The 25,290-nt window shown below is 65.5% G+C and carries 21 protein-coding genes; 14 read left to right on the forward strand and 7 right to left on the reverse strand.

Features of this window, described 5'->3' with window-relative positions:
* Positions 1-41 precede the first annotated feature (41 nt).
* Positions 42-1,328, reverse strand: coding sequence for an urea ABC transporter substrate-binding protein (gene urtA, locus U5782_RS17805; protein ID WP_322045172.1), 1,287 nt, complete (start codon positions 1,326-1,328; stop codon positions 42-44).
* 184 nt (positions 1,329-1,512) lie between these two features.
* Here urtA and U5782_RS17810 point away from each other — a divergent pair, with 184 nt between their 5' ends.
* From U5782_RS17810 to U5782_RS17820, 3 genes are all read left to right on the forward strand, one after another.
* Complete coding sequence (locus U5782_RS17810; protein WP_322045173.1) at positions 1,513-4,971, forward strand: ATP-binding protein; 3,459 nt, start codon at positions 1,513-1,515, stop codon at positions 4,969-4,971.
* On the forward strand, positions 4,934-5,935 hold the full coding sequence (locus U5782_RS17815) for a response regulator transcription factor (protein ID WP_322045174.1): 1,002 nt from the start codon (positions 4,934-4,936) through the stop codon (positions 5,933-5,935). The genes U5782_RS17810 and U5782_RS17815 overlap by 38 nt, the downstream gene beginning before the upstream one ends.
* Positions 5,936-6,143: 208 nt before the next feature.
* On the forward strand, positions 6,144-7,382 hold the full coding sequence (locus U5782_RS17820; RefSeq protein ID WP_322045175.1) for an MFS transporter: 1,239 nt from the start codon (positions 6,144-6,146) through the stop codon (positions 7,380-7,382).
* Positions 7,383-7,442: 60 nt separating this feature from the next.
* On the opposite strand, the gene U5782_RS17825 is transcribed toward U5782_RS17820, so the two are convergent.
* The 4 genes from U5782_RS17825 to U5782_RS17840 form a co-directional block, all read right to left on the reverse strand.
* A complete protein-coding gene (locus U5782_RS17825) occupies positions 7,443-9,023 on the reverse strand; it encodes a carbohydrate porin (RefSeq protein WP_322045176.1) in 1,581 nt (526 codons plus the stop codon).
* A gap of 141 nt (positions 9,024-9,164) precedes the next feature.
* Positions 9,165-9,992 (reverse strand): SDR family NAD(P)-dependent oxidoreductase, encoded by an 828-nt coding sequence (locus tag U5782_RS17830; protein WP_322045177.1) that lies wholly within the window; start codon positions 9,990-9,992, stop codon positions 9,165-9,167.
* A 14-nt stretch (positions 9,993-10,006) separates the two neighbouring features.
* A complete protein-coding gene (locus U5782_RS17835; RefSeq protein WP_322045178.1) occupies positions 10,007-11,233 on the reverse strand; it encodes an MFS transporter in 1,227 nt (408 codons plus the stop codon).
* A gap of 182 nt (positions 11,234-11,415) precedes the next feature.
* Positions 11,416-12,357: a LysR family transcriptional regulator gene (locus tag U5782_RS17840; RefSeq protein WP_322045179.1), complete on the reverse strand. Its 942-nt coding sequence runs from the start codon at positions 12,355-12,357 to the stop codon at positions 11,416-11,418.
* A gap of 160 nt (positions 12,358-12,517) precedes the next feature.
* On the opposite strand from U5782_RS17840, the gene U5782_RS17845 reads away from it, so the two are divergent.
* The 11 genes from U5782_RS17845 to U5782_RS17895 are packed head-to-tail and all read left to right on the forward strand — an operon-like array spanning position 12,518 to position 23,318.
* Positions 12,518-13,006, forward strand: coding sequence for a VOC family protein (locus U5782_RS17845; protein ID WP_322045180.1), 489 nt, complete (start codon positions 12,518-12,520; stop codon positions 13,004-13,006).
* 43 nt (positions 13,007-13,049) lie between these two features.
* Positions 13,050-14,102, forward strand: a complete 1,053-nt coding sequence (locus U5782_RS17850; RefSeq protein ID WP_322045181.1) for an SMP-30/gluconolactonase/LRE family protein — start codon at positions 13,050-13,052, stop codon at positions 14,100-14,102.
* A 28-nt stretch (positions 14,103-14,130) separates the two neighbouring features.
* On the forward strand, positions 14,131-14,901 hold the full coding sequence (locus U5782_RS17855; RefSeq protein WP_322045182.1) for an SDR family oxidoreductase: 771 nt from the start codon (positions 14,131-14,133) through the stop codon (positions 14,899-14,901).
* A 35-nt stretch (positions 14,902-14,936) separates the two neighbouring features.
* A complete protein-coding gene (locus tag U5782_RS17860; RefSeq protein ID WP_322045183.1) occupies positions 14,937-15,953 on the forward strand; it encodes a fumarylacetoacetate hydrolase family protein in 1,017 nt (338 codons plus the stop codon).
* Positions 15,950-17,818 carry an NAD(P)/FAD-dependent oxidoreductase gene (locus U5782_RS17865; protein ID WP_322045184.1) on the forward strand — a complete coding sequence of 623 codons (1,869 nt, stop codon included), beginning with the start codon at positions 15,950-15,952 and terminating at the stop codon, positions 17,816-17,818. Before U5782_RS17860 ends, U5782_RS17865 begins: the two co-directional genes overlap by 4 nt.
* Positions 17,815-18,759, forward strand: coding sequence for an NAD-dependent epimerase/dehydratase family protein (locus U5782_RS17870; RefSeq protein ID WP_322045185.1), 945 nt, complete (start codon positions 17,815-17,817; stop codon positions 18,757-18,759). Before U5782_RS17865 ends, U5782_RS17870 begins: the two co-directional genes overlap by 4 nt.
* Positions 18,760-18,819: 60 nt before the next feature.
* Positions 18,820-19,752, forward strand: a complete 933-nt coding sequence (locus tag U5782_RS17875; RefSeq protein WP_322045186.1) for a VOC family protein — start codon at positions 18,820-18,822, stop codon at positions 19,750-19,752.
* A 35-nt stretch (positions 19,753-19,787) separates the two neighbouring features.
* A complete protein-coding gene (locus tag U5782_RS17880; RefSeq protein ID WP_322045187.1) occupies positions 19,788-20,144 on the forward strand; it encodes a Rieske (2Fe-2S) protein in 357 nt (118 codons plus the stop codon).
* A gap of 36 nt (positions 20,145-20,180) precedes the next feature.
* Positions 20,181-21,344: an alpha/beta hydrolase family protein gene (locus U5782_RS17885; protein WP_322045188.1), complete on the forward strand. Its 1,164-nt coding sequence runs from the start codon at positions 20,181-20,183 to the stop codon at positions 21,342-21,344.
* Between the two features lie 43 nt (positions 21,345-21,387).
* Positions 21,388-22,521, forward strand: coding sequence for an FAD-dependent oxidoreductase (locus U5782_RS17890; RefSeq protein WP_322045189.1), 1,134 nt, complete (start codon positions 21,388-21,390; stop codon positions 22,519-22,521).
* A 44-nt stretch (positions 22,522-22,565) separates the two neighbouring features.
* On the forward strand, positions 22,566-23,318 hold the full coding sequence (locus tag U5782_RS17895) for an SDR family oxidoreductase (protein WP_322045190.1): 753 nt from the start codon (positions 22,566-22,568) through the stop codon (positions 23,316-23,318).
* A 41-nt stretch (positions 23,319-23,359) separates the two neighbouring features.
* On the opposite strand, the gene U5782_RS17900 is transcribed toward U5782_RS17895, so the two are convergent.
* Positions 23,360-24,259, reverse strand: coding sequence for an ABC transporter permease (locus U5782_RS17900; RefSeq protein ID WP_322045191.1), 900 nt, complete (start codon positions 24,257-24,259; stop codon positions 23,360-23,362).
* Positions 24,256-25,173 (reverse strand): ABC transporter ATP-binding protein, encoded by a 918-nt coding sequence (locus U5782_RS17905; protein ID WP_415914355.1) that lies wholly within the window; start codon positions 25,171-25,173, stop codon positions 24,256-24,258. The genes U5782_RS17900 and U5782_RS17905 overlap by 4 nt, the downstream gene beginning before the upstream one ends.
* Positions 25,174-25,290: the final 117 nt, after the last annotated feature.

Here is a 25,290-nt window from a genome sequence, read left to right on the forward strand (position 1 = left end):
GCGGCGACGTCATGCGTCGCCGCGCCGCTGCGGTTGACGGATTACATGTAGCCCTTGGGGAACGGATTCGGCTGGATCGGTTGCGCCGACTGCGCGACGACCTTGAACTGCCCGTCAGCCTGCCCCTCGCCGATCAACGAGCGGCTCCACAGGTGATGGTTCGCGTCGACCTTCGCGTAGCCTTGCGGGGCGTTCGCCACTTCGATACCCGCCGAGGACGCCACCACCTTGTCGACGTCGAAGCTCCCTGCCCGCTCGCACGCGGCCTTCCAGATCCACGGGCCCAGATAGGCGGCCTGCGTGACGTCGCCAATGACGGACTTCTGCCCGTAGCGCGCCTTGAACGCGGCCACGAACTTCTTGTTGTTCTCGTTATCGAGCGACTGGAAGTACTTCATCGACGAATAGAAGCCGGCGAAGTTTTCGCCGCCGATGCCAAGCACCTCGTCCTCGGTCACCGAAAGCGTGAGCAGGAACTGCTTCTGCGGCGTGATGCCGGCGGCCTTGAGCTGCTTGTAGAACGCCACGTTCGAGCCGCCCACGACGGTCGCGAAGATGCAGTCGGGGCGCGCGAGCTTGATCTTGTTCATCAGCGAGGCGAACTCGGTCGTTCCGAGCGGGTAATACTCCTCGCCCACCACCTTCGCGTGCAGATGCTGCTCGATGTGGCGGCGCGCGATCTTGTTCGACGTGCGCGGCCAGATGTAGTCCGAACCGATCAGGAAGAAGGTCTTGGCCTTCTTCGTGTTCGAGGCCCAGTCGAGGGCCCAGAGAATCTGCTGGGTGGCTTCCTGGCCCGTATAGAACACGTTCTTCGATTGCTCCAGGCCTTCGTAGAACGTCGGGTAATAGAGCAGGCCGTTGTCCTTCTCGAACACCGGCAGCACCGCCTTGCGCGAAGCCGAGGTCCAGCAGCCGAACACCGCCGCGACGTGATCGTTCTCCAGCAGCTTCTTCGACTTTTCCGCGAAGGTCGGCCAGTCCGAGGCGCCGTCTTCCTGGATGATCTGGATCTTGCGCCCGAGCACGCCGCCCATCGCGTTGATCTGCTCGATCGCCAGACGCTCCGCCTGGATCGAGCCGGTTTCGGAGATCGCCATCGTGCCGGTGGCCGAGTGCAACTGCCCGACCGTGACCGTCGTATCCGTGACCGCGAGGCCCGTCGTATTGACCTTGGCCGTGGGCGGCACCTGCGCAAAGGCGGTGCGCGGCAGCCCCAGCGCCATCAGCGGGGCGGCGGCGAGGCCGCCGATCAGGCGTCGGCGCAGCGGCGAAATTTCACGGGCATCGTCATCGTTCCGGTCGTCGATTCGGTCGTTTTTGGACATCGCGTTTTCCTTATTGAGTGCCCCGGCGCACTGGCGCTGTGGGCTCGGTCTGGGTTGGACGCAATGTAGAAAGCCAATTTCACGATCGAAATACGTCGATTGACGTATTCCCGGCGAGCGCGCTGGAATGTAACTTGCAACGTACGTCGATCCCGAAGTTCGCGCACCAATCCGGATCATCTTCATGTCTCACGTGCACCAGCCGCAGCCGTCGCAGCCTTCGAGTCCTCCCGCGGATACGCCCAGCACGCAGCGCATCGTCAAGGTCCGGCGCGACTACAACGCGTGGGTCGGCGATGAAACCCTCGAGGACTACGCGTTACGCTTCACGCCGCGCTCGTTTCGCCGCTGGTCGGAATTGCGCGTCGCCAATACGGCGATTGGTGCGGTGTCGTTTCTGGTGCTCGAAGCCATCGGCGGCAGTCTCGTCATCAATTACGGCTTCACGAACGCGATCTGGGCGATCGCGGCCGTCTCGGCGCTCATCTGGCTCACGAGTCTGCCCATCAGCTATTACGCGGCCCGCTATGGCGTGGACATGGACCTGCTCACGCGCGGCGCGGGCTTCGGCTATATCGGCTCGACCGTCACGTCGCTGCTCTACGCGGTCTTCACGTTTATTTTTTTCGCGCTCGAAGCGGCCATCATGGCGCTCGCGCTCCAGCTCTATTTCCATATTTCGCTGGCGATCGCCTATGTGGTGAGTTCGCTCGTGGTGATTCCCATCGTGATGTTCGGCATCACGCTCATCAATCGCCTGCAAAGCTGGACCCAACCGCTCTGGCTGGTGCTGTTCGTGCTGCCCTATGCGGCTGTCCTGTGGCGACATCCGGGCCTGCTTCAGGAGTGGACGACGTTCGCGGGTTTTGCGCCGCAAGGCCGCGCATTCAGCCTCATCGCTTTCGGCCAGGCGTCGACCGTGGTGTTCGCGTTGATCGTGCAAGTGGGCGAACAGGTGGACTATCTGCGCTTCCTGCCGCCGCTCACGGCACGCAACCGCACGCGCTGGTGGCTCGCGCTGCTCTCTGCGGGCCCCGGCTGGATCGTGCCGGGCGCGCTCAAGATGCTGGGCGGCGCGTTTCTCGCCTTCGTCGCGATTCAGTACGAGGTCGATGCGACCTACGCCGCGCAACCCACGCAGATGTATCTCGTCGCCTATCATCTGCTGCTCGACCCGCTCGGCCTCGCCGGATGGGCGCTGCCCGCCATGACGCTGTTCGTGATCGTTTCGCAGTTGAAGATCAACGTGACGAACGCATACGCGGGTTCGCTCGCGTGGTCGAATTTTTTCGCGCGCCTCACGCACAGCCATCCTGGGCGCGTCGTGTGGCTCGTGTTCAACGTGATGATCGCGTTGCTGCTGGTGGAAATGGGCGTATTCGAGGCGATCGGCAAGGTGCTGTCGCTCTACGCGAACATTGCGATTGCGTGGGTCGGCGCGCTGTTTGCCGACCTAGTCATCAACAAGCCGCTCGGTTACAGCCCGCGACATATCGAGTTCAAGCGGGCCCATCTTTACGATGTGAATCCCGTCGGCGTGGGCGCGATGCTGATTGCGGCGGCCGTCGCGATGCTCGCACACAGTGGCTTGTTCGGCATACTAACCAAGGCGATGTCGTCGTTCATCGCCTTCGGCGTGGCCTTCGCCTGCGCGCCCGTACTCGCGATCCTGACGCGCGGACGCTATTACATCGCGCGCGCCGCGCAGCCCACGGGCGACGCCACGTCGCTGCGTTGCGCGATCTGCGAAAACGCCTTCGAACCCGACGACACGGCCTACTGCCCCGCCTATGGCGGCACCATCTGCTCGCTGTGCTGCTCGCTCGACTCGCGTTGCCACGACCGCTGCAAGCCGCATGCGCGCTTTTCTGCGCAGGCCGACCGCGCGTTGCATCGCCTCTTTCCGCGCGCCCGTCTCGGCCCCGCCGCGCTGCGGCTGATTCACTACGCGAGCCTCATGGCCGCGATGCTCGCAGTGCTGTCGAGTGTGCTCTACCTGATCTGGTCGCAGAGCGTGACCTCGCTCGCGGCCACCGAATCGTCGCTCGGCCACGCCATCGCGAGCAGCTTCCTGAAGATTTTTTTCGCGCTCTCGCTCGTGGGCTGCATCGCCGCCTGGTGGTTCGTACTGGAACGCGAGAGCCGGCGCGTAACGCAAGAAGAGTCGCAGCGCCAGAACGAACTGCTGATGCTCGAAATCGACGCGCACCAGAAAACCGACGCCGCGCTCAAACGTGCGACCGCGGCCGCCGAATCGGCCAATCAGGCGAAGAGCCGTTATGTCTCCGGTTTGAGCCACGAATTGCGCACGCCGCTCAACAGCATCCTGGGTTACGCGCACTTGCTGCTGCAAGCACGGGAAGAACTGACACCGACGCGCTACAACGCGGTGCGCACGATTCATCGCAGCGGCGAACATCTGCTCGCGCTCGTCGATGGCCTGCTCGACGTCGCGCGCATCGAGGCGGGCAAACTGCAACTGAATATCGCCAAGGTGCCGCTCGCCGATTTCGTCGCGCATGTCACGTCGATGCTGCGCCCGCAGGCGCTGGAAAAAGCGCTCGCGTTCGATGTGCAGACCGTCGGCCGCCTGCCCGCCACCGTGCGCACCGACCAGAAGTGCGTGGGACAGATTCTCACCAACCTGATCGGCAACGCGATCCGCTTCACCTCGACGGGCACGGTGACGCTGCGGGTGAGCCACGTGCTCGACACGCTCAAGTTCGAAGTGGTCGATACCGGCCCCGGCATTCCGCCAGCCGAAATGGAGCGCCTGTTCCTGCCGTTCGAGCGCGGCGAGGCGGCCCATGCGCACGATCACGGCGCGGGTCTCGGCCTCACGATCTGCCGTTTGCTGACGCAGGCGCTCGGCGGGAGCCTCGAAGTCGACAGCGAGGTGGGCCGGGGCACGCGCTTCGTGGTGCGGCTGTTCGCGCCGGCCGTCGACAGCGCCGCCATTGCCCACGCCGAACTCGGCGCGATACGCGGCTACGCGGGCGCGCGCCGCGCGATTCTCGTGGTCGACGATCTCGCGGATCAACGCGGCATCGTCGCGCAGCTGCTGACGCCGCTGGGCTTCGACGTCGCCGAAGCCGCCAGCGGCCCCGACGCCTTGCGCTGGCTCGCCACCCACCGCGCGGACGCGATCATCATGGACATCTCCATGCCGCTGATGGACGGCTACGAAACGAGCCGGCTGATTTCCGAGAACCAGCTTTCGAACGCGCCCATCGTGCTGCTCTCCGCCAACGCTTTCGCCGACGATCGCGAGCGCGCGAGCGCAACCGGTTGTGCGGGCTATCTGGTGAAGCCGCTGCGGGTGAATCTGCTGCTCGACAAGCTCGCGCAACTGCTCTCGCTCGACTGGATTGCCTCGGAGACCATCGCGGCCGCGCCCGCGACGGATGCGCCGGCCGAGGCGCTGGCAGCCGCCCCGGCGTGGCCGCCCGCGCTCATCGAACATCTGCGCGCCCACCTCGAAGTCGGCTATGTACAAGGCGTGGTCGAACAACTCGACGCGGCGCGCGCCACCTGGCCGGCCTTGCAGGAACAATTCGACGTCCTGCGCGCGCTGGCCGAACGCTTTCAGCTAAGAGAACTGGAGCATGAACTTGCCCGACTTACGCGCGACGCCAACACCTGACGCGGACCACACCGCCGAACGACCGGCGTGGCAAGCCGACCGGCCCGTTGTGCTGATCGTCGACGATACGCCGGACAATCTGGCGTTTCTCTCCGACACGCTGCAGGCGCACGGCTATGCGGTGCTGGTCGCGCTCTCCGGCGAAGACGCGCTCAAGCGCCTCGCGCGCGTGACGCCCGATGTCGTGCTGCTCGACGCCATGATGCCCGGCATGGACGGCTTCGAAACCTGCCGACGTTTGAAACAGGACGAACAGCATGAACACCTGCCCGTGATCTTCATGACCGCGCTCACAGAAACCGAGCACGTGGTGCGCGGCTTTCGCGTGGGCGGGATCGACTACGTGACGAAGCCGGTGCGCCCCGAAGAGTTGTGCGCCCGGATTGGCGCACACGTGCAACGTTCGCGGGCCCAACTCTATGCACAGACCGCGCTGTCGCTCGATGCGCGCGCAGCGGTGATCGTCGGAGCGGATGCCACGATCCGCTGGCAAAGCCAGCAGGCGGCGCAGCAGATCGCGGCGTATTGCGCCGCCCCACCCGTTGCAGAGCCGAATGAAGCCGATACGCAGGCGAAGCTCCCCTTGCCGCTGCGTAACTGGTTTCTGACGTGGATCGCGCGGGGCGCGCAGGCCGACGCCACGCACGAGTTCACGCTGGGCCACGTACGGCGCTCGGCCAGCGTGACACCCACGGCCGAATCGGGCGAGTGGATCATCATCCTCAAGGAAAGCGACGACGCCTTGCACGGCGACGCGCTTGCGGCACGCTTCGGCCTCACGGCGCGCGAGGCCGAAGTGCTGCTCTGGGTGTCGCGCGGCAAGACCAACCGCGACATCGGCGACATCCTGGGCATGGCGACGCGCACCGTGAACAAGCATCTGGAACATCTGTTCCGCAAGCTGCATGTCGAGACGCGCGCCGCCGCAGCGGCGACGGCCATCAAGGCGCTGGATCGCGCGTGAGCGCAAGCGGTCGATTCGCTCGCTGGGGTGCGGCGTTTCGACGCGATTGTCGGGCCGCGCTGGCCTCAGGGATTCCCCACATTGACATTGTTCAGCCTCCCCGACTTGTCTTTTCGGTATCCGCTACTTTTTCCTGGACAAAACGCTGCTTAAACTACGACGCCTGAATCCGCGTTCAATTCACGCTCAATCCACGATTAAGGCCGTCATGCAAATCGACACCCCTGCGACTCCCGTAACCCTGGATGGAACGTCGACGTCCGCGAGTCAATGGCTCTCTGTCGTTGCTGTCGCCATTAGCGCATTCGCGTTTGTGACCGCCGAGTTTCTGCCGGTTGGCCTGCTGCCGCAAATCGCCCACGATCTGGGTGTGTCGACCGGCGTGGCGGGCCTGATGGTCACTACCCCTGGCGTCCTTGCCGCCATATCGGCGCCGATGCTCATCGTCGGCGCGGGCCGCATGGACCGCCGCTACGTGTTCCTGCTGCTCACCGCGGTGCTGCTGATCGCGAACGTGCTGTGCGCGATCGCGCCGAACCTGCCGGTCATGCTGGTGGGACGCGCCTTGCTCGGCGCAGCGCTGGGCGGCTTCTGGACACTGGCCACGGCAGCCGCCCCCCGCCTCGTGCAAGGCAAGGATGCCGCTCGCGCAACCGCGACGATCCTGACCGGCGTGACCTGTGCGACCGTGGCCGGTGTGCCGCTCGGTACGTTTATCGCGTCATTCTCCTCGTGGCGGTTCGCGTTCGCGGCCACCGCGGGGCTGGTGGCGCTCGCCCTCGTTGCGCAGGCGTTGCTGGTGCCGTCGCTGCCTTCTGCCTCGGCGTTGCGACTGGCCGACTTCAAAAAGCTGTTTGGCCGGTCCCACACGCGCTTGAGCATGTTGATGGTCGCACTCGTTTTTGGCGCGCATTTTTCGACCTATACGTACATCGCGCCGCTGCTGGAAAACGACTTCTCGCTGAGCGCCATCACGCTGCTGCTGTTTGGATTTGGCCTGATCGGTTTCTTCTCCAATGCGCTGACGTCGACCGTGATTTCGGGCCATCTGAAGAAGTCGGTCGCCGCGATGGTCTTGCTGCTATTGGCGGCGATGTCTTCGATGCTGTTGCTGGAACACTCGCCCATCGGCGAGACGGTGGGGATGTTGCTGTGGGGCATCGCATTCGGCGCGCTGCCGCTGTGCTTCAGCGTCTGGATTCAGCGCGACACGACGGACTTGCCCGAAGCGGGATCGGCGATGTTCGTGAGCGTCATTCAGGTGGCGATTGCGATGGGTTCGGCCGTGGGCGGCACGATCGTCGACCGCGCGGGCGTGCACGCCGATTTTCTGCTCGGACTCGCCCTGGCCCTGCTCGGTCTGGCGACGCTGCAACGGCTGGCCGCATCGCAACGGCAGAGCGCTCGAGCCAGTCTCGATTGCTCCTGCGATTCGTCGATGGAGTGACGCGACGCTGGAAACCGGGCGTGAGCATTCGCTGCCCACGCCCGGCCATACAGGCGCCGCTCAGCGATCCGTCAAGCCGAGCATCTTGTCGAAGAACACGCTCGCAACAATCCCCGCGACGATGCCGTTCTTCGGCGTTGCGGTATACGTCGGATTGCCCCAGGTGTTGGTGTTCCACGTGCGCATCACATACGGGCTCAAAATGATGCTGCGCGTAAGCGCGATATTGGCGTCGAGCTTCAGACCGTACTGCGTGCGCCCCACCGTATAACCGCTGCCGCCCGCCGCGAGATTGGCCTGCTTCAGGTATTCCTGCTCGTGTGGCGTGAGCGTCGCCCAGTTCAGCGAGAGCGAAATGCTGTCGTGCGGACGGCTGCGCAGCGGCGCTTCGAGAATCACGCCTGCGCTGCCCGTCATCGCAAGACCGTAGCTCGAATGCGCGTCGAAGCTGCCGGTCGCCGTGGCGAACAAGGAAACCGCGGTCGGGTCCGGCGCGCCCGCCTGACCGCCATCGGCACGCCAGACCACCTGACGCCCGCCGAAATAAATCCCCGATGTGCCCTTGTGCGTCTCCTCCGTGAGCGGGTCCGTCTGCGTGCGCGTGTTGTAGTAGAGCATCAGCTCATAGCTCTTCGGATAGAGATCGCTCTGATATGTCGTGCGGTACGCGGTGCTCGCGAGCCAGACGTTGCTGTCCGGCACGCTGTTGGTCCATTCCCAGCCATTCGTGAACGGATAGGCGGGATTCGAGCGAAACAGCCCCGCCTGCACCGACCACGCGGGCGTGATGTTGTAGCGCGCGCGACCGCCCCAGTTCACATACACGGGCGGATTCATGCCCGCGCTGTTCTGCAGGATCGCGCTCTGGCAGCCAAAGCCCTGATTGCAGACGGGCGCACCAAAATAAGCGCCCGCGTTGGTCTTGCCGAACTCGACGTCGAGCTTGTCGTGAAACGCCTTCTGCTCCCAGGTGAAGATGCCCAGATGCGAGACCTGCGGAACGTAAGGGCCAGGCTGGCCCGCCAGCACGTCGCCGACCTGGCTGCCCCAGGCGAGATTGTTCGTGAACGGCACGAACAACTGCTGGAAGTGAATCGTCGCGCCCGGAAAGCCGGCGATTTTCTCCATGTCGAAGTCGCCGCCCACGGCGATGAAGGTGAGCGCCTCGTGATTGCCCGTTTGCTGACCGACACTCGGATTAGCGAGGTACATCTGCACGAGATTGAGCGACGGCGTGAAACCCCAATCGTTGAGCTTCTGGCCGATACCCGCGAGCAGGCCCTGACGCGGACCCGCCGCAGGCGATGGCGTGGCGTCGCCGATATGCGAGACGCCAAGCTGGTCTGTCGAAGGAATGCCTTGCTGCACGCTCGGCCGGTCGGTCGAGGCTTGCTGGAGCGTGCCGTCGGCGGCGGCGAGTTTGATGGCGGCATTCGGCGCTTGCGGCTTCGCGGGTTGGCCGATTTGCGCTGTGGAAGGCGAGTCGGTGGGTGTGGCGGCAGTCGTTGCGTCCGCACTGGACTGCGCGTGAAGCACGCCGCTCGCCAGCATCGCGGCAAGCGCAATCGCCGAGCGGCACGGTACACGGCCCGAATATCGCGTGGCCGAATGATGGGGAAATCCAAACCTGTCTAACGTCATTATTATCGTCTCCTGTTTTTTGGGGCAAAGCGTCTCCCGCCGCGTCTGTCGCCAGACGCGGTGAGGTATTCGAAGGAATCGGAGAAGCGGCCTGGGCGCCGCTAGCGCGGAGTCATTGCGCGTGGATGACGTGCAAGGCGCTTACCACGCCGTCGCGCCGCCATCGATGGGGAAATCCGCGCCGGTGACCCAAGTGGCCTCGTCCGAGGCGAGGAACAGCGCGCACCACGCCACGTCCTCGGGTTGGCCCACACGCTTGATCATCAGCTTGCCGAGCGCACGCTCGACGAACTCGGGTTGCGCCTGCATGTGGCGGCGCGTGGCGTCGGTTTCCACGAGCGCGGGCGAGATCGTATTGGCGCGGATGCCGTGCGGCGCGCCTTCCATCGCAAGCTGGCGCGTCATGGCCAGCACGCCGCCCTTGCCCGCGCAGTGCGCAAGCGCAGGCGAGCCGTCGAGCGCGAGCGCCGCGTTGGCCGAGGCGAAATTGATCACCGCCCCGCCGCCGCGCGCGATCAGCGCGGGCCATGCGGCGCGGCACAGCAGGAACACGATGTCCAGCTCGCCGGTGAGCGTCTTGCGCCACTGCGTTTCGTAATCCATTTCGGAGAGCCAGGCAAAGGCGCCGAACGCAGCGGCATTGACGAGCACGTCGATGCCGCCGTGCAACTCGACCGCGTGCTCGATCACGCGCGCCGCTTCATGCGGTTGCGTGAGATCGCAAGGCTGCACGCCGTCGATACGCAAGCCGCGTTCGCGGGCTTCCTCGATACAGCGCGCGGCAGCGTCGGCGTCGATATCGCAGCCCACCACGCGCGCGCCCTGCGCGGCGAACAGCAAGGCGCACGCGCGTCCGATGCCGCTGCCGATGCCCGTCACCACCGCGACCTTGTCGCGCAGACGCTCGCCGCGCCGGATCGGCAGCGCGGGCTGCGCGGATTTCAACACAGGTTTCATGCTGGAATTCATGGCGCGCCCTCCGCTCAACCGAGCTTGAGCCGACGCACGCGCAACAGCGATCCCGCCACGCAGACGGCGGCGAGCGCGAACAGCGCAAGCCCCCAATCCTGCACGACCGCGAAGCGCGAGCCGACGTGCATGACCATGCCCATGACGAGAATCGGGCTGCAAAAGTAGCCGATGAACTGTGCGGCCGTGAACGCGCCGGTGCCGAAGCCGCGCCGTCCATAAGGCAGCGAACGCAGCCCCCAGCTCACGAGCGCGGGCAGCACGATGCCGCAACCCACGCCGTTGATCGCGCCGCCCAGCGTGAGGACGCTGGCGTCATGCGCCGAACCCATGCAGACGAAGCCAACACCGCACACCACCGTGCCGAGCACGAACTGCTGGAGCACGCTGCACCGGCTCGCGATGAACCAGCCGAACCCGAGCGTGCCCGCGATGATGCCCACGCTGTTCATCGCATACGCAAAGCCAATCGCACCCGTTGCATGCACACCCAGTTGCACGAGCATGAACGACAGATGCACGGGCACCACCATGAACACCATGCCCACGCCAAACGCCGCTACGCAGATCAGCGCGAGCAGCCACGGCTTGAACTCCGGTTCGTCGGCGGCACTGCGCAACTGGGCCTGCGGTGCTGCGCCACGCGTATCCCAGATAAAAATCTGCACGAGCGGCGCGAGCAAAAGCGGCAGCGCATAGGCCGCGAACGGCGCACGCCAGCCATACGCGCCGAGCAGCCCGCCCATCAGGTTGAACACGAACGCCGAGGTGGACGCCACCGTCACTTGCAGCGCCGCATAGCGGTCGCGCTTTGCGCCCGTGAACAAATCGCCGATAAACGAGGTGCTCACGGTCATCGCGGCGGCTTCCGCGAGCCCCACGAGCGCGCGGCTCGCGAGGATCGCGTGAATCGAATCGAGCCACAGCGGCGCGGTGCCCGCGATCGCATAGAGCACGAGCGAGCCCACCAGCACGCGCTTGCGGCCGATCTTGTCGCTGATCGCGCCGATCACCATCGCCAGCGCGCCGAGCACGAACATCGGCATCGTCACGACCACGGGCACCAGCGTTTCGATATTGGGCACGGCCGCGAAATGCTGCTGCATCGCGGGCAGCACGGGGCCGATCACGGTCGGCGCAAGTGTGCCGCAAATCACCGTGCTCAGAAGGATCAGCGCGTGCAGGAAGTGCGCTTCTTGACGCGCAGGCGCGCCGTCGCGCCGCTCGAGGGGGACATGCATGAGGTCGTCTCCGTTGTAATCAAAAAAGTTCGTCGGGCAGGTACGGCGCGCGAGGCGTTCGTACCGGATCGAGAGCTTCCCGTTTGTGTGAGACGAATGATTCCGGCGGCGACGTTACGACACAATCAGATTGCGTTGACGAGACCATTTGATGTCGTCAACGCATGGCGGCGATGTTCCTGCTACGCGCGCTGCGTGAAAACGGCCCCCGGCGCGAGCGCGCTGGCTTGCGCCTGCTCCAGCAGCACGCGGCGCATCCACGTGTGCGCGGGGTCGCCGTTATTGATCGCATGCCATTGGATCATTTCCACGAGCGGGGGCAGATCGAGCGGCAAGGGCAGAACGCGCAGCGGCAGGAAATGCGCATAGATTTTTGCCAGGCGCGTATGAACGGTGGCGATGCGCGTGGTGCCGATCACCAGTTGCGGCAGCGTGTTGAAGTTCGTGGTGGTGACTTCGATGTTGCGCGTGATGCCGCGATTGGCCATCACGAAACCTTCAAAGCTTGCACTGCGGCTGTCGCCGAAGGTGGCGGCCACGTGGCCCAGTTCCGCGTACTGCTCCACCGTGAGCGTGTCCCCCACCAGCGGGTTGCCTTCCCAGACCACGCAACTGAACGTCTCTTCGAAGAGCGCCTGGGAAGGATGCTCGGGATTGACCGAGACGCTCGGATAGATCACGAAGTCGACTTCGCCGCGATCGAGCCGCTCCGGCACGTCGTCGGCCATGTTGGCGATGTGCAGCGTGATGCCGGGCGCCTCACGTTGCAAACGCTGCACCACGTCGATCAGCAGCACCGTGGTGAGGTAGTCGGAGGCGCGAATCACGAAGTTGCGGCGCGCCTGCGCCGGATCGAACTCCAGCCGCGCCACCACGGTGGACTGCACGGTCAGCAGGATCTCGCGCACGGGCTGCGCGAGGCTGCGCCCGAGCGGGGTCAGTTCCATACGGCGTCCCACCTGCATTAGCAAGGGATCGTCGAAATATTCGCGCAGACGGCCTAGCGCGCTGCTGGTAGCGGAGGCGCCGATATGCAGCCGCTCGCTGGCGCGCGTCACACTGCGCGTGTCGAGCAGCGCGTCCAGCGCCACCAGCAGATTCATGTCGAAGTGACCGAGTCTCATGGGGCGCCACTATCGCGCCACCATCCGATCCCATCAATGCGTGTTTCCACTAGGAATTGATGGTTTCGAAAAATGATTCGCTCTAGAGTGGCTCCATACGAATCGACGATGCCGCCCGCCACCCGGCCGCGCGGCACGAACAAGCCGGAGACAAGCGAACATGACAGCCGTGCCCTGCACGTCCGCGCCGCTGGCGCGCCCCGAATCCCCCTGCCACGCGCCGCTGCTCGCCGCACTGCGCCCGCATCATTTCGGCATCAGCGTGCCGGATCTCGACGCCGCCGTTGCCTGGTACGAACGCATGCTGGGCTTCACGCTCGAGCAGCAACTCACGATCGACAAGATTCCGGCCCGCGTGGCCTTCGTGCGCCGCGACGCTTACCGCATTGAAATCTTCGAGGTGCCCGGCGCGGACCCGCTCCCCGCCGAGCGGCGCGTGCCGAATCTCGATCTGCGCACGCACGGCAACAAGCACATGTGTTTCGAGGTGCCCGACGTGCCCGCCGCCGTGGCCGCCCTGCGCGAAGCCGGCGCCGATATCGCCTTCGAACTGGTGGTGGACGGCAACCCCACGGCCTTTATCCGCGACGTCAGCGGCAACCTGATCGAACTGCTGGAGCCGTTCGCCGCCGATCTGCGCGCGGCCTGAACGCCGACTCGATCCGACTCCCCTCGCTCACGCACTCACACACATGACGACATCGACCAATCCGCTGCACGGCTGGCAGGTCAACCGCGACGACATCCGCATGGTGGGCCGCGACCTGCTGCGCCCCGAATGCATCCTGGCCGAAGCCGACGGCACGCTCTGGACCGCGGACGCGCGCGGCGGCGTGATGCGCATCGCCCCGGACGGCACGCAGACGCTGATCGCCCAACAGAGCGACACGCAAAACCCGCAAGAAGCGCCCGCCTCGGACGACGCCCAGCAGCTCGTGATGGGCGGCACGCTGCCCAACGGCCTCGCGTTCGACCGCGACGGCAACATCGTGATCGCGAACTTCGGCACCGACGCCATCGAACTGATGTCGCGCGACGGCGCGTCGCGCACGCTGTACGACCGTATCGACGGCCAGCCGCTCGGCAAGACCAACTTCGTGCTGACCGATTCACGCGGCCGGATCTGGTTCACGGTCACGACGCGCCAGGTGCCGTGGACGCGTTCGATCAACGAAAAGACTGCCGACGGCTACGTGGGCCTGATCGACGAAAGCGGCATCCGCATCGTTGCGGACGGCTTTGTCGGCACCAACGAGATCCGGCTGGACGCGAACGAGGAATGGCTCTACGTCGTGGAGACCAACGCGCGCCGCATCTCGCGCCTGCGCGTGCAGGATGACGGCTCGCTCACCGATCGCGAAATCTACGGCCCGCACGATATGGGCGGCTTCCCCGACGGCTTCGCCTTCGACGCGCACGGCAACCTTTGGATCACGCTGATCCTCAACGAAAAGCTGATCGCGCTCACGCCGCAAGGCGAGATCCTCACGCTGCTCGACGACGGCAACCCGGAAGCTTTCGCGCGCTACGAGGAGCACTACCGCGCGGGCACGACCACGCCCGAGTTGATGGGCGCTTGCCGCGGCACGCTCGCGCCGATGATGGCGAGCCTCACCTTCGGCGGCCCCGACCTGCGCACGGTCTATCTGGGGAGTCTCGGCGGCACCACGCTCGCGAGCTTCCGCTCGCCGGTGCCGGGCCTGCCGCTCGCGCACTGGCAGCGGACCCTGGCGAGCGCCTCGTAACTCCATCGACTCTCACAGCACTTTCGACATGACGAAGTTCACCACCACCACGGGCGAGCGCCCCGTCGCGCTCGTGACCGGCGCAACGGGCGGCCTGGGCGAGCAGATCTGCCGCACGCTCGCACAAGCCGGTTGCGCGGTTGTCGCCGGTTATCGCAGCTCGGCTGAAGCGGCGCAATCGCTCGTCGCGCAACTCGACGGCGCGGGCCATCGCGCCTGCGCCGCGCCCGTCACGGACAGCGCCGCGCTCGCGCGCCTCGCCGACGACATTGCCACGCACTATGGCCGTTGCGACCTGCTCGTGAATTGCGCGGGCACGACGCGCTTCGTCGCACACGACGATCTCGACGGCATGAGCGACGCGCTCATCGACGACGTGCTCGCCACCAACGTGCGCGGCCCCTTCGCGATGGTGCGCGCGCTGCGCTCGCTGCTCGAAAAAAGCACGCTCGCGGGCGGCGCAGTCGTCGTCAATATCTCGTCGATTGCGGCGCAAACGGCGATGGGCAGCAACGTCATCTACTGCGCGTCGAAGGCCGCGCTCGACAACCTCACGAAGTCGCTGGCACGCGCACTCGCACCGCGGATTCGCGTGCTGTCCGTCTCGCCCGGCCTCGTGGATACCGAATTCGTGAAGTCGATGGACATCGCATGGCGCGACGAACAGGCGGCGCGCACGCCGCTCGCACGTCTGGCCGATCCGCAGGAGATCGCGCAGGCGGTCCTCGTCGCCGCGCGCGATCTGCGCTTTTCGACGGGCTGCGTGCTGCCCGTGGACGGCGGCCGACCGCTGCGCTAACCCACATACAAGAGACAAGGAAGGAGACAGACACCATGAAATTCGCGTCGCTCAACAACGGGCATCCCGATGGCGCGCTGATCGTCGTCTCGCGCGATCTGCGCCGCGCGGTGCGCGCCACCCCCATCGCGCCGACCCTGCGCGCCGCGCTCGACGACTGGAAGCAGGCCGAGCCCGCCTTGCAGGCGCTGTATGCCGCGCTCAACGCAGGCAGCGCCGCTGATGCTTTCGACTTCGACTCGCACGCCTGCACCGCGCCGCTGCCGCGCACGCACCAGTTCATCGACGCCTCGGCGTTTCTGAACCACGGCCGCATCATGACGCAGGCGTATCACCCGGAGAAGAAGTCCGATCCCACGATTCCCGTGCTGATCCAGCGTCAGGCCGACGATTTCGTTGGCCCGCACGCCGATTACCCCTTCCCCGACGAAGCCGATAACTGCGATTTCGAAGGCGAAGTGGGCGTGATTCTGGGCGATGTGCCGATGGGCACGCGCGCCGCCGATGCCCTCGCGCATGTGCGCCTTATCGTGCTGTTCAACGACGTGAGCATGCGCAAGCATCTCTTTCGCGAACTGGGCATGGGTTTCGGTTTTATCCTCGCCAAGCCCGCCACGGCGTTCGCGCCTGTTGCCGTCACGCCCGACGAACTGGGCGACGCGTGGCGCGATGGGCGCGTTCAACTCGACATGGAAGTCTCGCGCAATGACGAGCGCTTCGGCGCACCGAATGGCCGCGAAATGAGCTTCGGCTTTCATGAGCTGATCGCGTACATCACGTACAACCGCAATCTGCGCGCGGGCATGCTGCTCGGCTCCGGCACGTTTTCGAATCTCGACTATCGCGTGACCGGGTCTGCCTGCCTCGCGGAACAACGTGCCATCGAAACGCTGGAACACGGTGAATCGCGCACGCCGTGGCTGCAATTCGGCGAGCGTTTGCGCTTTGAAATGAAGGGCCGCGACGGGCAATCGGTATTCGGTGCGATCGACCATCGCTTCGTGCAGGCCCATTACGTGCAGCAACAGGCAACTTCGGGAGTCGACGCATGAGCCAGCAGTACGACATCGTCGCGATGGGCGCGGGCCACAATGGCCTCGTGGCCGCCGCGTATCTCGCGAAGGCGGGCAAGAAAGTGCTGGTGCTGGAGCGCAAGGCCTGGCCGGGCGGCGGCGTGAGCACGCGCGAACTCAACACGCCGGGCTACTGGCACGACGAGCATTCGAGCGTGCACATCATGATTCAGGGCAATCCGATGCTGCGCCAGGACGAACTGGGGCTGCTCTCGGAACACGGCCTGAAGTATCACTATTCGCCGGTCCCGCACGCCACGATCTTCCCGGACCAGTCGGTGCTGTTCACGTACAAGGATCTGGACAAGACCTGCGAATGCTTCGCGAAGGTCTCGCAGAAGGACGCCGATACCTATCGCGCCTTCGTGAAGATGAGCCAGCAGGTCCTGCAGATGTTCATGCCCGGCCTCTATTCGCCGCCGCCACCGCTGGGCGAGCTGGTCGCGATGCTCGACCGCAGCGACGAAGGCCGGCTCATGCTCGACTACATGAACCGCGATTGCCTCGACCTCGTGAACCAGCTTTACGAGAGCGACAAGATCAAGATCCATCTGTTGCGCCTCGTGAGCGAAAACCTGCAGGCTCCCAACGAACTGGGCACCGGCATGGGCGTGCTGCTGATGCCGGGCATCATTCACACCTATGGCGTTTCGCAGCCGATTGGCGGCAGCGGCAAGCTCACCGAGTCGCTGGTGCGCTGTATCGAGTCGTATGGCGGCGAGGTGCGTTGTAACGCGGAGGTCGCGCAGATTCTCACGAGCGCGGGCCGCGCAAGCGGCGTGCGTCTTGCCGATGGCGAAACGATCGTCGCGAAGGATGCCGTGATCGGCGCGATCCATCCGCACGTGATCCGCCGCTTCGTGGAAGGCGTGCCGGAGCCGGTGCTCAAGCGCGCCGAGCGCGCCACGCTCGCGCCCTTCTCGATCATGGTGAGCCACTACGACCTGAAGGAAAACGCGCGCTACTACGCGGGCGAGGAAGTGGGCTACGCCACCATGCTCGAATTCATGGCGACGGACAGCCTGGACGAGATGCTCGCCGACTTCGACGACCTCAAGCGCGGCCTGATCACCGACCGTCGCCTGTGCGCGGGCGGAGATGAGAGCATCGGCGACAAGACCCGCGTGCCGGCGGGCAAGGGCATGTTTCATGGCATCACGTTCGCGCCGTACCAGGTGAAGGACAAGCGCTGGGCGGGACGCCACTGGGACGAGTTCAAGGAGGAGATCGGCGACCGTTCGCTCGCGCACTATCGCCAGTTCGTCTCGAACTTGACGAGCGAGAACATCGTGGCGCGCAGCATCGTGAGCCCGGTCGATCTCGAACGCTCCAGCCCGAACAGCATGATGCGCGGCGACCTGCACGGCGTGGCGCCCTACTTCTACCAGAGCGCAGGGCATCGCCCCACGCCGGATCTCGGCCAGTTCACGGTGCCTGGTGTCGAGCGCCTGTATCTGGCCGGGCCTTTCCAGCACCCGGGCGGCGGCGTCTACGGCGCGGGCCGCGCCACGGCCATCAAGATGTTCGAGCAACTGGGCATGGACTTCGGCAGCGTCGCGAAGGGCGCGCGCCAGGACAGCGGTGTGCCCGCCACGGCTCAGCAGAACGGCGCTGCGAAGAAGGATGGCATGGTGCTGCGCGGCGCGGCCGACGAAGAACTGATGCACGTGGAGTCGCTGGAGCGCGTGGGCAACGAGCTGGTCATCAAGGGCAAGAGCTTCGGCACCATGCCGATGGAAGCGCGGCTCGATGCCGCTTCGGCACGCGCGGGTTTGAAGATGCTCGGCGTCTCGCGGCTGGCGTTCCTTGCCACGCTGCCGTTCCGCAAGGGAGACGCGCAATGAGCCATGTCGTCGTTACCGGGGCGCAGGGGTTCGTCGGCCGCGCGCTTGTGCGTCGTCTGCTGGCTGAAGGCCTGGGCGCACGCGCGGTGTCGAAGCTCACGTTGCTAGACGTTGCGTTCGATGCGCCGCATGCGGACCCGCGCGTGACGCAGCTCGCGGGCAGCATCGCGGATGCCAACGTGCGCGTGCAAGCGTATGCCACGCCCGTCGATGCCGTGTTCCATCTCGCCAGCATTCCGGGCGGCGCGGCGGAGCGCGATTACGCATTGGGCCGCGCGATCAACCTTGATGCCACGCTTGGCTTGCTCGAAGACCTGCGCGATCAAGCCCGCGCGCCCCGCTTCGTGTTTGCGAGCACGGTAGCGGTCTATGGCGAAAAACTGCCCCCTGTCGTGGACGAAAGCACCCTGCCCGCGCCGGCGCTGAGCTACGGCGCGCACAAGCTGATGGGCGAAGCGCTGGTGGCCGACGCCACGCGCCTCGGCTGGGTGCAAGGTTGCTCGCTGCGCCTGCCCGGCGTGGTCGCACGGCCTGGCGACGGCGCGGGTTTGGTGTCCGCGTTCATGAGTCAGTTGTTCTGGAAGCTTGCGGCCAACGAACCGCTCACCGTGCCGGTCTCGGCGGAGGGCGTCGCGTGGTGGATCTCCGTGGGCGCATGCGTGGACAACCTGCTGCACGCGGCGACCGTCGATGTGGATCGCTTCAACGCGCGGCGCTGCTACCAGATGCCGGTGCTGCGTCTGACGATGGCCGAAGTGGTCGATGCGCTGGCCGCGCGCTTTGGCGAAACGCGCAAGACGCTTGTGACCTACGCACCCGATCCGTTCGTCGAGCGCTTGTTCGCGTCCTATCCGCCCCTGCTGACGCCCGAGGCCGAACGCCTCGGCCTGCGTCACGACGGCGACGTCGAGCAACTGATCACACGCGCGATGGCGCAGTAAACATACGGCAACGTCACCGCGATAAAAGCGGTGCGATGCCAACAAAAAGGATTCCTGATTATGCAGATCGTAGGACTCGAATATCTCGTCTTCGGCATCGACGACATGGCGGGTGCACGCCAGTACCTGCTCGACTACGGCCTCGACGAGGTCGAATACGATCCCGTGCACGGCGGCGTTTTCACGGCGCTGGACGGCACCGGTCTCGTGATGCGCGCCGCCGACGACCCGCGCCTGCCGCCGCTGCCGCCGAAAGCCGCCACGCCCAGCCTGCGCGAAACCGTCTACGGTGTCGACAACGCGGACACGCTTGCCTCGATCCGCGCGCATCTGGAAGCCGAGCGCGCCGTAACGGTGGACGCGAACGGCACCGTCCACTGCATCGACGACGCGGGTTTTGGCGTGGCCTTCATGGTCACGCAGCGCCGCCCTTACGAGGCGCGCTACCTGGGCTTCAACGTGCCGGGCCAGCCCGCGGGGCGCGCACCGAACGATTGCGCCGCGGACCACAACGAAGTCATCAAGCCGCGCACGCTCTCCCATGTCGTGTACTTCGTCGAAGACGCACCAAAAGCTGAGGCGTTCTACGCGCGCCTGGGATTCGTGGTGACCGACCGCTTCAACCACCTCGGCCCATTCATGCGCCCCGCAGGCACGCTCGATCACCACACGCTCTTCATGATCGAGAGCCAGAACGATCACATGATCGGTTGCAACCACTTCACGTTCCATCTGGGCTCGCCCGCGCAAGTGCTCCAGCACGGCTGGAACTTCGTGAAGAAGGGCTACAAGAGCTTCTGGGGGCCCGGCCGCCACGTTCTGGGCAGCAACTTCTTCTGGTACTTCAACAGCCCGTTCGGCGCGACCATCGAGTTCGACGCCGACATGGATCATCACGACGACAGCTGGACTCCGCGCGCCGTCGATCCTGGCTCCGACAACTCGCAGATTTTCCTGTTCGAGGCGCGCAACAAATGGGCGCCGGGCGAATAAGCGAGAAAGCGAGCGAGAAAGATAGCGAGCCGATCATGCACGACGAAGAACGCCTGCTCTGTCTGCTCGACGACCTGCCGGACGGCGGTTCGCGCGGCCTCTTGCGCCGGGGACTCGACGACCAGCTCTGCGTCGTGCGCCAGGGCGACGAGGTCTTCGTCTGGCTCAACGACTGCCCGCACGAGCACAGGCCGCTCGAATACCGCCAGGACCGCTTTCTGTCCGGCGACGGCCAGCACATCGTCTGCTACGCCCATTCGGCCCATTTCGATCTACGCACGGGCTACTGCTTCGCAGGCCCCTGCACGGGTCAGTCGCTGCGCAACGTGCCCGTGCGCGTGGAAAACGGCAAGGTCTGGATTCCCGCGACGCTGCCCACGATGTTCGACTGACCCTGTTCATAGACTACCTAACCGGACACCTTCACCATGTTCCAGTACTTCCCTACCAACTACGTCTGGAGTCTCTCGACGATGATCGCCCTCTCGCACGGCGGCAACATCGGCGAGGTCGATGCGATGTGCGCGCCGCTACGCGACGCCGCGCTCGCGGGCGACGATCCCGGCACCGTTGCGTTCTACGACGCGTGGAAAGCCGGCGCCGACCAGCTTTCCGCGCTCGCCGATGCAGACGTCGAACACGGCCACACGCTTTCGGCCGGCGAAAAATATGCACGCGCGGGCCTCTATTACGGCATCGCCGAGCGCATGCAGGCACACGGTTTCGAGGCGCGGCTCGCGATCTATCGCCGCTCGCTCGACCAGTTCGAACGCGGCCGCACGCTGGGCCGGGAGAATTGCGTGCGCGTCGAAATCCCTTATGGCGATACGCATCTGGGCGCGCTTTACGTGCGCGCCGAAGGTCTCCAACCGGGCCAGCGCGCGCCCATCGTCGTCGTGATGAACGGGCTCGATTCGACCAAGGAAATGCTGCAAAAGAGCGTGATGGGCACGATGTCCGCGCGGCGCGGCCTCAGTGCGCTGTTCGTCGATCAACCCGGCACCGGTGAAGCGCTGCGTCTGCAAAACCTGCCCGCCGTGCATAACACCGAAGTGTGGGCCGCGCCCATCGTGGACTGGCTCGAACGCCACGAAGAAGTGGACGCGCAGCGCATCGGCGCGCTGGGCGTGTCGCTGGGCGGCTATTACTGCCCGCGCGCGGTCGCGTTCGAACCGCGCTTTGCGTGCGGCGCGGTGTGGGGCGCGAATCACGACTGGCGCGCCGTGCAGCAGGCGCGTCTGAAGCGCGAAGGCGAAAACCCCGTGCCGCACTACTGGAAGCACGTGCAATGGGTGTTCGGCGCACACGACATGGATGACTTCTTCGCGAAGGCCGAGTTCATGCATCTGAACGGCGTGCTCGATCGTATCCGCGTGCCCTTCCTTGTCACGCACGGCGAAAACGATCGCCAGATCCCGCTCAAATACGCCCACGAGACCTTCGAACAACTGATCAATAGTCCGAATAAAGATCTCTTCATCTTCGACACGCGCGAAGGCGGTGTCGAACATAGCTCGCTCGACAATCCGCTCAACGCGGGCAACCGCATCGCCGACTGGCTCGCGGAGCAACTCGGCGGCACGCTCGGCTGAGCCTGAATCCCAAAGCACGCATCCATAACTACAGAGAGACACCATGGCACTCGTCAACAAGGTTCTGATCGTCGGCGGCGGCATTGGCGGCATGTGCGCCGCGATCATGCTGCGCCGTCAAGGCATCGACGTCGATCTCGTCGAACTCAATCCCCAGTGGGCGGCGGACGGCGCGGGCATCACCATCAGCGGGCCGACACTGCGCGGTCTGCGCGAAGTCGGTGTCGTCGACGAGGTGCTGCGCGTGGGCGGTTCGTGGGGCGCCGTCGATATCTGCGATGCCGACGGCGCTTTGCAGGCCTGCGTGCCGATCGAGCCCGCGCACGGCGCCGAGGGCCTGCCGGGCGCGGCGGGTATCATGCGTGCGGCGCTGGCCTCGATTCTTGGCGACGCCACGCGCGCGGTCGGCGCGCAAGTGCGCCTTGGCGTGAGCTTCGAGACGCTCGCGCAGGACGCCGAGGGCGTGGAGGTCGTTTTCACCGACGGCAGCCGCGCACGCTACGACCTCGTGATCGGCGCGGACGGTGTCAATTCGGCGGTGCGTCGCCACGTCAAGCCCGACTTCGCGGGGCCGCGCTTCACAGGCCAGGGATCGTGGCGCGCGGTGGTGCCGCGTCTGCGCGAAAACTCGACGATCTATATGGGCAAGACCACGAAAGCAGGCATGAATCCGATCAGCGCGACGCACTGCTATCTGTTCGTGCTCGACAAACGCGAGGGGATGGAATTCGTCGCGCCCGAGCAATGGCCGCATCTGCTCGCCGAACTGCTCGAAGAATTCGACGGCCCGATCGGCGAATTCCGGGCGGGCTTGCTCGACGGCTCGCTCAAGGATCATCGCGTGTTGTACCGCCCGCTTGCGGGGCATATGATCGACGGGCCGTGGCATCGCGGGCGCATCGTGCTGCTGGGCGACGCGGTTCATGCAACTACGCCGCATCTTGCCTCGGGCGCGGGCATCGCCGTTGAAGGGGCGATCGTGCTCGCGCAGGAACTGGCGCGACGCCACTCGCTCGAAGGCGCGCTGCTCGCGTATGCGGGACGACATTACGATCGGGCGCGGCTGGTGGTGTCGTCGTCGGCGCGGCTTGGCGAAATCGAGCGCAACGGCGGCTCGCGCGACGATCACACGCGCATCATGGTCGGCGCCCTGCAGGCGCTGCGCGCGCCGATCTGACGCGCGCCAGCCTGGCTCAACCCCAATTGAATAGCGACAACATCATGACCGATTCCCAATCGAACGCCGCACGCGTGGCCGTCGTCACCGGCGCGGCCGGGGGCCTGGGCGAAGCGTTCGCGCTGCGCCTCGCCGCGAGCGGCCACACGCTCGTGCTGACCGATCGCGCGCCGTGCGACGCACTCGCGGCACGAATCGAGGCACAAGGTGGGCGCGCGTTCGCACTGGCTTGCGATCTCGCCGATGTGAACGACATCGCCCGCTTCACCTCGCGCGTGCTGGAACTGACCGGCAAGGTCGACGTGCTCGTGAACAACGCGGCATTCATGCCGATGGCGCGTGTCGCGGATATCGACGCCACGCTCTGGCGGCAGATCATGACCGTGAACGTCGACGCGCCCTTTTTGCTCGCCCAGGCGTTCTCGGCGGGGATGATCGAGCGCGGCTGGGGCCGCATCGTCAATCTCGCATCGAGCACCGTGTGGGGCCCGCCGCCCGGCATGAGCGCCTATGCGTGCAGCAAGATGGGCGTGATCGGCTTGACGCGCGCGCTCGCGTCGGAGTTCGGCCCGCATGGCGTGACCGTCAACGCCATTTCGCCGGGGCTCACGAAGCACGCCGGCAGCGCGGCGAACCTGCCGCCCGAGGCGTTCGAAGCCGTGCGCGCGCGGCAGTTCATTCCGCGCACCGAGCAACCCGAGGACCTGACCGGCGCGCTCGCGTTCCTCGTCTCCGACGACGCGCGTTTTGTCACCGGCCAGGTCATGAACGTGGATGGGGGCGGCTTCGGGTTTTGACGCTTGAGGACGATGCGAGGCTCGCTGGCGTCATACCGCTCTTACTGCTGCACGCCCCAGCGCCGCACGGTCAGGCGTTCGAGCGTATCGAAGACCAGATGCTCGACCAGCAGCCCGATGATGATGACGGCAGCGAGCCCCGCAAACACGCGATCGGTATAGAGCTCGTTGCGATTCTGAAAGATGTACCAGCCGAGTCCGCCCTGCCCTGCACTCGCGCCGAACACCAGCTCTGCCGCAATCAACGTGCGCCACGCAAAGGCCCAACCCACGCGCAGACCCGCGATGATCGACGGCAGCGCTGCGGGCACCAGAATGAGTGCAACGTGGCGCAGTCCGGTCAGCCCGTAGTTGCGCCCGGCCATCCTGAGCGTGGCGGGCACGCCGAGAAACCCGGTGTACATGTTCAGCGCGAGCGGCCAGAGCACCGCATGGACGAGCACGAACAGGAGACTGCCGGTGCCCAGCCCGAACCACAGCAACGCGATGGGCAACAAGGCAATCGACGGCAATGGGTTGAACATCGCGGTCAACATGGAAAGCAGATCGCGACCCACGCGCGTCGACACGGCCAGCGCCGTCAGCGCGAAGGCCAGCACCACGCCGATCGCATAGCCACGCAGCAGCACGGACAGCGAGATCGCAGTTTTTTCGAGCAACTCGCCGCTCAGGATGCCTTGCACGAAGGCCTCGAACGTCGCGCCGAAGGTGGGCACGAGCAGATCGTTGTTGACGATGCGGGCCGTGATTTCCCATGCCGCGATCAACAGCAACGCGATCAGCGTGCGTCTCAGCCAGCTTGCGTCGGCTAGACGGCGCGCGAGCGGCAGCGGCACCGAATCGCCGCCGGGCGGCACGGGTTGCAGCGTGTGCTCGTACTCTGCACGGATGGGCGGCAGCGGCGGCAATACTCGATGGGGCGTATTCACAGGCGTGCTCATGCGTGAGCCTCCACGTCCGAGCCGGTTTCGAACAACAGGTTGTGAATGCGCGTGACGCTTGCGCGAAACGCGTCGTCGTCGGTGCTCGCGTGCGTCCAGGCGTGGCTGTTGAGTTCCGCGCGCACGCGTCCCGGATGCGGCGAGAGCAGCAGAATGCGATTGCCCACCACGAGCGCCTCCTCGATCGAATGCGTGACGAAGAGCAGTGTGAAGCGTTCGCCGTCCCACAGGCGCAGCAGTTCTTCCTGCATCTTGCGACGCGTCAGCGCGTCGAGCGCGGCGAACGGTTCGTCCATCAGCAGCACCCGCGGCTGCATGGCCAGCGCGCGGGCAATCGCCACGCGCTGCTTCATGCCGCCCGAGAGCGTGTGCGGGTAGGCATCGGCGAATGCAGCCAGGCCCACTTTGTCGAGGTAATGCAGGGCTCGCGCCTTAGCCTCGGCGCGCGAGAGCTTGCGCGCCACGCGCAAGGGAAACGCGATGTTCTCGACCACCGTCTTCCACGGCGGCAACTGGTCGAACTCCTGAAACACCACCACGCGATCGGGACCGGGGCCGCGCACGGTTTGGCCGTCGAGCGCGATGGTCCCCGCCACCGGCTCGATAAACCCTGCAATCGCCTTGAGCAACGTGGATTTGCCGCATCCTGAAGGCCCCAGCAGCACGAAGCGGTCTGCGCCGTAGACGTCGAAGCTCACCTCATGCGTCGCCTTCACGATGCGTTCGCGATTGCGGTATTCGAGGCTCACGTCATCGATGGCAAGCAGACGTTCGCCCTGTGACGCCGGGGCGTGCAGCGTGGCGCCTGCCTGACGGTCGAAACGGGCGTCTACATCGCGTGCCTGCGATGCGCCACCCAGCGCACGGCGCGCAAGCGGCGCGTGGGCTACGAGTCGGGTCGTATTGACATTCACGATTGAAAATCCAGCAGAGAAAACGTCAACATACGGGCAGCCGCCGTGCATCCCAACCAATGAATCGCCATATTCATTACACGGCGGCGCATAAACAGCTATTGCGCTGCTGAAGCA

The sequence above is a fragment of the Paraburkholderia sp. J67 genome, assembly GCF_905220265.1.
GTDB lineage: Bacteria > Pseudomonadota > Gammaproteobacteria > Burkholderiales > Burkholderiaceae > Paraburkholderia.